The 9,933-nt window shown below is 70.5% G+C and carries 8 protein-coding genes; 5 read left to right on the forward strand and 3 right to left on the reverse strand.

Annotated elements, in window-relative coordinates; genetic code table 11:
* The first annotated feature begins 7 nt into the window (after positions 1-7).
* From VNR91_RS11300 to pdeM, 3 genes are all read left to right on the forward strand, one after another.
* Positions 8-931, forward strand: coding sequence for a retroviral-like aspartic protease family protein (locus tag VNR91_RS11300; protein WP_325490872.1), 924 nt, complete (start codon positions 8-10; stop codon positions 929-931).
* A 75-nt stretch (positions 932-1,006) separates the two neighbouring features.
* A complete protein-coding gene (locus tag VNR91_RS11305) occupies positions 1,007-2,422 on the forward strand; it encodes a M20/M25/M40 family metallo-hydrolase (RefSeq protein WP_325490873.1) in 1,416 nt (471 codons plus the stop codon).
* A gap of 43 nt (positions 2,423-2,465) precedes the next feature.
* Entirely contained in the window at positions 2,466-3,128 is a 663-nt protein-coding gene (gene pdeM / locus VNR91_RS11310; protein ID WP_325490874.1) for a ligase-associated DNA damage response endonuclease PdeM, read from the forward strand.
* Between the two features lie 170 nt (positions 3,129-3,298).
* On the opposite strand, the gene VNR91_RS11315 is transcribed toward pdeM, so the two are convergent.
* On the reverse strand, positions 3,299-4,303 hold the full coding sequence (locus VNR91_RS11315) for a fumarylacetoacetate hydrolase family protein (RefSeq protein ID WP_325490875.1): 1,005 nt from the start codon (positions 4,301-4,303) through the stop codon (positions 3,299-3,301).
* Positions 4,304-4,401: 98 nt separating this feature from the next.
* Here VNR91_RS11315 and VNR91_RS11320 point away from each other — a divergent pair, with 98 nt between their 5' ends.
* Both VNR91_RS11320 and VNR91_RS11325 read left to right on the forward strand, forming a co-directional pair.
* Positions 4,402-7,776: a PAS domain-containing protein gene (locus VNR91_RS11320; protein ID WP_325490876.1), complete on the forward strand. Its 3,375-nt coding sequence runs from the start codon at positions 4,402-4,404 to the stop codon at positions 7,774-7,776.
* A 71-nt stretch (positions 7,777-7,847) separates the two neighbouring features.
* Positions 7,848-9,149, forward strand: coding sequence for an adenylosuccinate synthase (locus tag VNR91_RS11325; protein WP_325490877.1), 1,302 nt, complete (start codon positions 7,848-7,850; stop codon positions 9,147-9,149).
* A gap of 26 nt (positions 9,150-9,175) precedes the next feature.
* Here the strand turns inward: VNR91_RS11325 and VNR91_RS11330 are convergent, their stop codons facing one another.
* Both VNR91_RS11330 and VNR91_RS11335 read right to left on the reverse strand, forming a co-directional pair.
* Positions 9,176-9,376, reverse strand: a complete 201-nt coding sequence (locus VNR91_RS11330) for a hypothetical protein (protein ID WP_325490878.1) — start codon at positions 9,374-9,376, stop codon at positions 9,176-9,178.
* A 149-nt stretch (positions 9,377-9,525) separates the two neighbouring features.
* Positions 9,526-9,933, reverse strand: a 408-nt coding sequence (locus VNR91_RS11335) for a chorismate synthase (protein ID WP_325490879.1), incomplete at its 5' end; no start/stop codon positions are given.

Genomic DNA, 9,933 nt, shown 5'->3' on the forward strand with positions numbered 1-9,933 from the left:
GGCTGCGATGATGGCGGGCCTTCACATGGTGGCGTTACCGCTGGCGGCGGTGCTGGCCGGCGCGACGCAGCAGGCGGCGGTACCGGTGGACGACGATCTGGCGGCGGCGATCGTCGCGCTGCGCGAGGAGCGCGGCGGGCGGATGACGGTGCCGGTCAGCATCGGCGGCGCCGGCCCCTATGATTTCGTGATCGACACCGGCGCCGAACGCACCGTCATCTCACGCGAGCTGGCCGGCAATCTGCGGCTGGCCGCCGGGCGGCAGGTCAATGTCGTCGCGATGAGCGGCAAGAGCCGGGTCGGCACCTATGTCATCCCGGCGATCCGCGTCAGCAGCGTGCCCGGTATCGGCGCGATCCACGCGCCCGCGCTGGAGGCGGCGCATCTGGGCGGGCTGGGGCTGGTCGGCATCGACATGCTGCGCGACCATGTCGTGACGATCGATTTCGACGGCCGCACGATGAGCGTCACCCCCGCCGTCCGCCGCACGCGCAAGGACGCGCGGCCGGCCCGCGACGAGATCGTGGTGCGGGCGAAATCGATGCTCGGCCAGCTGATCGTCACCGACGCGCAGTTTGACGGCGTCCCGATCCGGGTGGTGATCGACACCGGATCGTCGATCAGTGTCGGCAACAGCGCGATGCGTCGGCTGGTGCAGCGGCGCACGGTCGGGCGGTTCCGGCCGCTGGAGATGATCAGCGTCACCGGCGAGCGCGTCCCGACCGACTATATCCGCGTCGACAATATCGGGGTCGGCGACATGCGGTTCCACGAGATGCCGGTCGCCTTTGCCGATGTCGCGCCGTTCGTGCAGTTCGGGCTGGACGACCGCCCGGCGATGCTGCTCGGGATGCAGTCGCTGCGATCGTTCCGACGGGTGCGGATCGACTTCGCCAACCGCGAGGTGCGGTTCCAGATGCCGCGCGGTTAGCCGCTTCCCCTTTTCGTCATTGCGCGCGCGGCGGCGGTGCGGCTAGCGTCGTCCCCCTGAGCTTGGGGGATTTCGATGCGTCTTGTCCTGGCTGGCCTTGCCGCCGCCGCCGCCGTCACCGCGACCATCGCCCCGCCCGCCGCCGCGCAATCACGGCCGGACCAGCAGGCGTTCCTGGGCCTGTACAAGGAACTGGTCGAGACCAACACGACGCTGTCGGCGGGAAGCTGCACCCAGGCGGCGGCGCAGATCGCCACGCGGCTGAAGGCGGCGGGATTTTCCGACGACGAAGTGATCGAATTCTCGGTCCCCGAACATCCCAGGGACGGCGGGCTGGTCGCGATCCTGCCGGGGCGCGACGCCAAGGTGCGGCCGATGCTGCTGCTCGGCCACCTCGACGTGGTCGAGGCCAACCGCGATGACTGGGAGCGCGATCCGTTTAAGCTGATCGAGGAAGGCGGATATTATTACGGGCGCGGCACGATCGACGACAAGGCGATGTCGGCGATCTGGGCCGACACGCTGATCCGGTTCCGCAAGGACGGGTTCAAGCCGCGCCGCACGATCAAGCTGGCGCTGACCTGTGGCGAGGAGACCACCTACGCGTGGAACGGTGCCGAATGGCTGGCCAGCAACCGGCCCGAGCTGATCGCCGCCGAATTCGCGTTCAACGAGGGCGGCGGCGGGCGCGTCGGCACCGACGGACGCCGCCAGCTCCTCGCGCTCCAGGTGGGGGAAAAGGCGGCGCAGAACTACAGCTTCGTCGCGACCAACCCCGGCGGACACAGCTCGCAGCCGATGCCCGACAACGCCATCTACGAACTGGCCGAGGCGGTGCTGCGGGTGAAGGCCTATCACTTTCCGGTGCGGTTCAACGACACCACCCGCGCGTTCTTCGCCAAATCGCTGCCGACGATGCCGCCGCCGGTGGCCGCCGCGATCCGCGCGCTGCTCGCCGACCCCGGCGATGCCGGCGCGGCGGCGGTGATCGAGCGCGACAAGGCGCTGAGCGCGACGCTGCGCACCACCTGCGTCGCCACGCTGCTCAACGCCGGCCACGCCGAGAACGCGCTGCCGCAACGCGCCACCGCCAACATCAATTGCCGGGTGATCCCCGGCGAGACCGTCGACGGCACGCTCGCCAAGTTGCAGGAACTGGCCGGGACCAAGGTCAAGGTGACGGCGAACCAGCCGGTGCGCCCGCTGGCGGTGCAGCCGCCGCTCGACCCGAAGATCGTCGGCCCGATCGAGAAGCTGGCGGCCAGGCACTTCCCCGGCCTGCCGGTGCTGCCGCTGATGTCGACCGGCGCGACCGACGGCATCTTCCTTCAGGCGATCGGCATCCCGGTCTATGGCGTCCCCGGCACCTTCGTCGAGCCGGACGGCAGCGGCACGCATGGCCTGAATGAGCGGATCGGGGTCAAGGAACTCTATGACGGTCGCGATTATCTGTACGACCTGGTCCGGCTGTTCGCCAATTCAAAGACCTGATCCGGCTTGCCCCGCCCCCGCCGGCGGGGCATAGGCGACGGTCATGGTTCCCTTTCTGTTCGCCGGGCACGCACTGGCCGCGCTGCGCGACGGCGCGCTGTTCTGGCCGGCACGGCGCGCGCTGCTGGTCGCCGACCTGCATTTCGAGAAGGCGAGCTGGTTCGCCGCCGGCGGGCAGATGCTGCCCCCCTATGATTCGCTGGCAACGCTGGCCGCGCTGAGTCGGCTGGTCGACCGGTGCGGCGCGGGCGAGGTGTGGTGCCTGGGCGATAGCTTTCACGATGCGGCGGGCTGCGACCGGCTGCCGGAGGCGGCGCGGACGCGGCTGCGCGCGCTGACCGGCGCGACGCGGTGGACATGGATTACCGGCAACCACGATCCGGTCGTCGCCGATCATTGCGGCGGCGACGTCGTCGCGCAGGCCGAGGTCGACGGGCTGCTGCTGCGGCACGAGGCCGATCCGGCCGAGCCCCGCCCCGAACTGTCGGGCCATTTCCATCCCAAGCTGCGGCTGACGCTGCGTGGGCGACAGGTGTCACGCCGCTGCTTCGTGGCGACGGGGACCAAGCTGATCCTGCCGGCGTTCGGCGCGCTGACCGGCGGGCTGGACGCGCACCACCCCGAGATCGTTCGCGCGGTGGGCGGCGGCGCGGAGGCGCTGGTGCCGCTCGACGACCGGCTGCTGCGGTTTCCGCTGGCGGCCTAGGGAACAGCGCGGGCGGGCGGCGCGCTGTTTCCGTTCGTCATCCGGGGCTCGATCCGCGATCGAGGGCGGCATGACACATCGCTTTTGGCCCTGGCCCCCTGCCCTCGCCGGGTTGCCGTGTGCGAAGGGCGCGGGGTGCCCGTCGCGATGACGAACAAATCGGGCGCGCTCTAGCCGCCGACCACCTGCTCGATCACGCCGAAGATCGGATGGTGCTTGTCGTCCTCGGCCCAGATGCGGACGGTATCGCCCGCCTTCAGGAACGGCGTGGTCGCCGCGCCGGTGGTGATCGTCTCGATCGTGCGGACCTCCGCGATGCAGGAATAGCCGACCCCGCCCGCCGCGATCGGCTTGCCCGGCCCGCCGTCGGCATCCCGGTTGGAGACGGTGCCCGAACCGATGATCGTGCCCGCGCCCAGCGCGCGCGTCTTCGCGGCATGGGCGATCAGCGTGCCGAAGTCGAAGGTCATGTCCTCCCCCGCCAGCGCGCGACCGAACGGCTGGCCGTTGAGATCGACCATCAGCGGGCGATGGAGCTTGCCGTCGGCCCACCACTCGCCCAGCGCGTCGGGGGTGACGAACACCGGCGAAAAGGCGCTGGCCGGCTTCGACTGGAAGAATCCGAAACCCTTGGCCAGTTCGGCCGGGATCAGGTTGCGCAGCGACACGTCGTTGGTCAGCCCGACCAGCCGCACCGCCGCCAGCGCCTCGTCGCGGCTCGCGCCCTGCGCGACGTCGCCGGTGACCACCACCACTTCGGCCTCAAGATCGGCGCCCCAGCTTTCGTCGGCGAGCGGGATCGGGTCGCGCGGGCCGAGGAAGCCGTCCGACCCGCCCTGGTACATCAGCGGATCGTGCCAGAAACTGTCGGGCAGTTCGGCGCCGCGCGCCTGCCGCACCAGCGCGACGTGATTCACATAGGCCGAGCCGTCGGCCCATTGATAGGCGCGCGGCAGCGGCGCGGCGGCGGCGCGCTCATGGAACCGCATCATCGGGATCGCTTCGTGCTCCAGATCGGTGGCGAGGTTGCGCAGATCGCCCTCGACCCGATCCCAGTCGTCGAGCGCGGCCTGCAGCGTCGGCGCGATCGCCCCCGCGTCCGCGCACCAGGCGAGATCGCTGGAGACCACCACCAACCGCCCGTCGCGGCCATGCTTCAAGCTCGCCAACTTCATTCGCGCTCTCCTCTGTCCCTTCCGATCCATGACGCGGGCGCGGGCCGATGTCGAGCCGGCGCAGTTGACTTGGCAGGGCGTCGGGGCACAATCGCCCGATGCCCGCGCGCACCTTCCTCAACCATCGCGGCGAGATGGCGACGCGCATCCGCGACCACGACTGGTCCGGTCACCCGCTTGGCCCGCCCGAAAGCTGGCCGGACGCGCTGCGCGTCGCGATCAACATCTGCCTGGGATCGAGCTTTCCGACCGCGGTCTACTGGGGGCCGCAGCTCAACCTGCTCTACAACGACGCCTGGGCGCCGATCCTGGCCGAGCGGCATCCGGAAGCGCTGGGCCAGCCGGGCGCGAAGGTGTGGGCGGATATCTGGCCGGTGGTCGGGCCGCAGTTCGCCGGCGTCCTCGAGGGGCAGGCGCTCGCCGTCTATGATCAGGCGTTGCCGATGCTGCGCGGCGGCGTGGTGCGCGAGACCTACTGGAACTATTCGCTGTCGCCGATCCACGACGACGGCGGCGCGATCGCCGGGGTATTCAACCAGGGCAACGAAACCACCGACAATGTGCTGGCGCGGCGCCGGCGCGAGATCGAGGTCGACCGGCTGCGCGAACTGTTCCAGCAGGCGCCGGGCGCGGTGGCGCTGCTGCATGGTCCCGATCATGTCTTCGAACTGGTCAACGCGCCGTATCTGGAGCTGATCGGCGGCCGCGACGTGATCGGGCAGCGTGTGGCCGATGCGCTGCCCGAGGTCGTGGGCCAGGGGTTCGTCGACCTGCTCGATCAGGTGTTCACCACCGGCAAGGCATTTCGGGCGAGCGGGCAGGCGGTCCAGCTCGCACGCAGCGCCGACGCGGCGCCGGAAATCCGCATCGTCGATTTCGTCTATCAGCCGATCCGCAACAGCGCCGGCGAGGTGACCGACATCTTTGTCCAGGCCGCCGATACGACCGAACGCGCCCGCGCCGAACAGGCCGCGCGCGCCAGCGAGGAACGGCTGGAGCTGGCGCTCGAATCCTCGATGGGCATCGGCGTGTGGGACTGGGACATCGTCAACGACGTCATCCGTTCCGACGCGCGCTTCGCCCGCCTCTACGGCCTGCCCGCCGCGCAGGGCCCCGGCGGGGCGGCGATCGCCGAATTCTTTCGCGACATCCATCCCGACGACGCCCCGCGCGTGACCGCGGCCATCCAGCGGTCGGTCGCCACCGGCGCGCCCTATAACGAGGAATACCGGCTGGTCCGGCCGGACGGATCGATCCACTGGGTCGTCGCGCAGGGGCGGGTCGTCTATGATCCGTCGGGGCGGCCGGTGCGCTTTCCCGGCGTCGCGTTCGACGTCACCCAGCGCCGCGCGGCGGAGGAACGCGCGCACGCCGTCGCGGAGGAGCTGCGCGCCACTACCCAGGCGCAGGCATTCGTGTTCCGGCTGGCGGAGCGGTTGCGGCGGCTCGACTCGCCCGAGGCGATCCTGCGGCTGTCGTCGACCGCGCTGGGCCGGCGGCTGCGGGCCGACCGGGTCGGCTTCTATCGCACCCGCCCCGACGACACGATCCGCTTCATCGGCTGCTGGACCAGCCCGCGCCTGCCGCCGCTGACCGGATCGCTGCCCTTCGCCGATCTCGGTTCGGTGACCCTGGCCGCCTATCGCGCCGGCACGACGCGGGTGGTGAACGATTTCGGCGCCGACCCGAGCGCGCGCGACGCGGCGATCGGGCGGATGATGGACGCGTCGATCAGCGTGCCGCTGCGACGCGGCGGGACGTGGGCGGGCTGCCTGTTCGTCAACCACGCGGTGCCGCGCCGGTGGAGCCCGGACGAGGTCGCGCTGGTCGAGGCGGTGGCGGAAATCGCCTGGGACGCGGTCGATCGCGCCAACGCGGTCGCCGCGCTGCTCGACAGCGAGGCGAAGTTCCGCGCGATCGCCAATTCGATCGACCAGATGATCTGGTCGACCCGCGCCGACGGGCACCATGATTACTACAATCAGCGCTGGTATGAATTCACCGGCCTGCCCGACCGGTCGATCGAGGCGCCGTGGAGCGGCGACGTGATCCACCCCGACGATCACCAGCGCGCCGAACGGCAATGGCGCGACAGCCTGGCGCGCGGCGATCCCTATCGGATGGAATATCGGCTGCGCAGCCGGACCGGCCAGTATCGCTGGGTGCTGGCGGCGGCGCAGCCGGTCCACGACGACCACGGCCGCATCGTCCGCTGGTTCGGCAGCTACACCGACATCCAGGAGATCGTCGAGGCGCGCGAGGTGCTCGCCCGGTCGCGCGCCGAGCTGGAGGCGGCGGTCACCGAGCGGAGCGCGCAGCTGATGGCCGCCGAGGAACTGCTGCGCCAGGCGCAGAAGATGGAGGCGGTCGGCCAGCTCACCGGCGGCATCGCGCATGATTTCAACAACATGCTGGCGGTGGTGATCGGCGCGCTCGACCTGATCGAGCGGCGGCTGGCACAGGGGCAGACCGATGTCGTGCGCTATCTGGAGGCCGCCCGCGACGGCGCCAGCCGCGCGGCGGCGCTGACCCAGCGGCTGCTCGCCTTTTCCCGCCAGTCGCCGCTCGCCCCGGTCGCGATCGACATGAACGCGATGGTCCTGGGCATGGTCGACATGCTGACGCGGACGATCGGCGAAAGCATCGTCGTCGAGACTCGGCTGGGCGAGCCGCTGTGGACCGCGACCGCCGATCCCAGCCAGCTGGAGAACGCGGTGCTCAACCTGGCGGTCAACGCGCGCGACGCGATGCCGAACGGCGGGCGGTTGACCATCGCCACCCGCAACCGCACGCTCGACGCGGCGCAGGCGGCCACGGTCGGCGTCGACGCGGGCGACTATGTCGAGATCCTGGTCGAGGACACCGGCACCGGGATGAGCCCGGAAGTGGTGGCCAAGGCGTTCGATCCGTTCTTCACCACCAAGGAGGTCGGCAAGGGCACCGGGCTGGGGCTGAGCCAGGTGTTCGGATTTGCCCGCCAGTCCGGCGGCCATATCGCGCTGGACAGCGCCCCGGGCAAAGGCACGAGGATCGGGCTGATGCTGCCCCGCAACGCCGGCGCTCCGCGCGCGCTGCCCGCCCGGCGCGCGGTGGGCGGGCCGTTGCCCCATGGCGACGAGGTGATCCTGGTGGTCGAGGACGACGATCGCGTGCGGACCAATTCGGTCGAGGCGCTGCGCGAACTGGGCTACACCGTGCTCCACGCCGCCGGCGGCCCGGCGGCGCTGGCGCTGATCGACGCCGGGCACGTGCCCGACCTGCTGTTCACCGACGTGGTGATGCCGGCGATGACCGGCCGCGAGCTGGCCCGCGCGGCGCAGGATCGCCTGCCGGCGCTGCGCGTGCTCTACACCAGCGGCTACACCCGCGACGCGCAGGAGCCGATCGCGGGCGACGTGCTGTCGAAGCCGTTCGACTTCGCCGTGCTGGCGGCGCGGGTGCGCGACGCGCTGGATGCCGAGCAGGCGGCCTGACGGGTCGCTCGACGGTAGACGTCCGCGCCCCGGCGCTCTAGGGCCGCCGCGGACAATCGAAGGACCGGATATTGGCTAACGTCGCGGTGATCGGCGCCCAATGGGGCGACGAGGGCAAGGGCAAGATCGTCGACTGGCTCGCCGAGCGCGCCGACGTGGTGGTGCGGTTCCAGGGCGGCCACAACGCCGGCCACACGCTGGTGGTCGGCGGCAAGACCTACAAGCTGGCGCTGCTGCCGTCGGGCGTGGTGCGCGGCACGCTGAGCGTGATCGGCAACGGCGTGGTGTTCGACCCCTGGCATTTCCGCGACGAGGTCACCCGCATCGCCGAACAGGGGGTGACGATCAGCCCGGACGTGCTCCACGTCGCGGAGACCGCGCCGCTGATCCTGCCGCTGCACCGCGACCTGGACGCGCTGCGCGAGGACGCGCTGGATGCAGGCAATGACGGGCAGAAGATCGGCACCACCCGGCGCGGCATCGGCCCGGCCTATGAGGACAAGGTCGGGCGCCGCGCGATCCGCATCTGCGACCTGGCGCATCTCGACAGCCTGGGGCCGCAAATCGACCGGCTGTGCGCGCATCACGACGCGCTGCTCGCCGGGTTCGGCAAGCCACCGGTCGACCGCGACGCGCTGCTCGCCGAATTGCAGGGAATCGCCGATTTCGTCCTGCCCTATGCCCGGCCGGTGTGGGTGACGCTCAACCAGGCGCGCGAGGCGGGCAAGCGAATCCTGTTCGAGGGCGCGCAGGGCGTGCTGCTCGACGTCGATCACGGCACCTACCCGTTCGTCACCTCGTCGAACACGGTGGCGGGCACCGCATCGTCAGGCTCGGGGCTGGGGCCGGGCGGGGTCGGTTTCGTGCTGGGGATCGCCAAGGCCTATACCACCCGCGTCGGATCGGGGCCGTTCCCGACCGAGCAGGACAACGAGATCGGCGAGTATCTGGGCACGCGCGGGCGCGAGTTCGGCGTCAACACCGGCCGCAAGCGGCGCTGCGGCTGGTTCGACGCGGTGCTGGTGCGCCAGTCGGCGGCGGTGAGCGGCATCACCGGGGTGGCGCTGACCAAGCTCGATATCCTGGACGGCCTAGACGAGATCAGGATCTGCACCGGCTATCGTCTGGGCGACCGGCATTTCGACTATCTCCCCCCGCACCCGCAGGATCAGGCGGCGGTCGAGCCGATCTATGAATCGATGCCCGGCTGGAGCGAATCCACCGCCGGCGCGCGCAGCTGGGCCGAACTGCCGGCCCAGGCGATCAAATATATCCGGCGGATCGAGGAACTGATCCGCTGTCCGGTGGCGCTGGTTTCGACCAGCCCGGAACGCGACGACACGATCCTGGTCCGCGATCCATTTGCGGACTAGGGCCGGGACCGTGCCGTCGACACGACTTACATCGTCGCGTTGGGTGCGGGCTCCGGAGTCGGTTCCGGAGTGGGTTCCGGGGCGGGCGTGGGGGCAGGCGCCGGTTCGGCGGTGTTGTTGCCCGACCAGTTCTGCATGCCCGCATCGACCGGGCCGGTCGCGACATGGGCGATGGCGGCGGTCGATCCGCACAGGATCAGCAGACTGGCGACGGTGGCTTTACGCATGGAATGACTCCCTCATAGACGCCGGGTTGGCGTGCCGGGGGGTAACGCAACAAAAGTGAGCATGGCACCGAATTGCGCGGGGATTTGTCCCGCGTTTGGCTCATTTAGCCGTGCGTTGTGCCTGCGAAACGATCAGCGGTGGTGACCGGTCAGCCGATCTGGCCGCGATGCAGCAGTTTCTGGTCGGCCAGCACCAGCGCGACCATCGCCTCGACCACCGGGACGCCGCGTATGCCGACGCAGGGATCGTGCCGCCCCCTGGTCGCGATCGTCGCCGCGTCGCCGGCGCGGGTGATCGTCTCCACCTCGGTCAGGATCGAGCTGGTCGGCTTGAACGCCACCCGCACCCGCACCGGCTGACCGGTGGCGATGCCGCCGGCGATCCCGCCGGCGTGGTTGGCGAGGAAGCGCGGCGCCCCGCCGTCACCGGGGCGCATCGGATCGGCGTTCTCCTCCCCGCTCAGCGCCGCCGCCGCGAAACCGTCGCCGATCTCGACACCCTTGACGGCGTTGATCCCCATGCAGGCGTGCGCCAGCTCGGCGTCGAGCTTGGCATA

It is taken from the genome of Sphingomonas sp., assembly GCF_035555815.1.
Taxonomy (GTDB): domain Bacteria; phylum Pseudomonadota; class Alphaproteobacteria; order Sphingomonadales; family Sphingomonadaceae; genus Sphingomonas.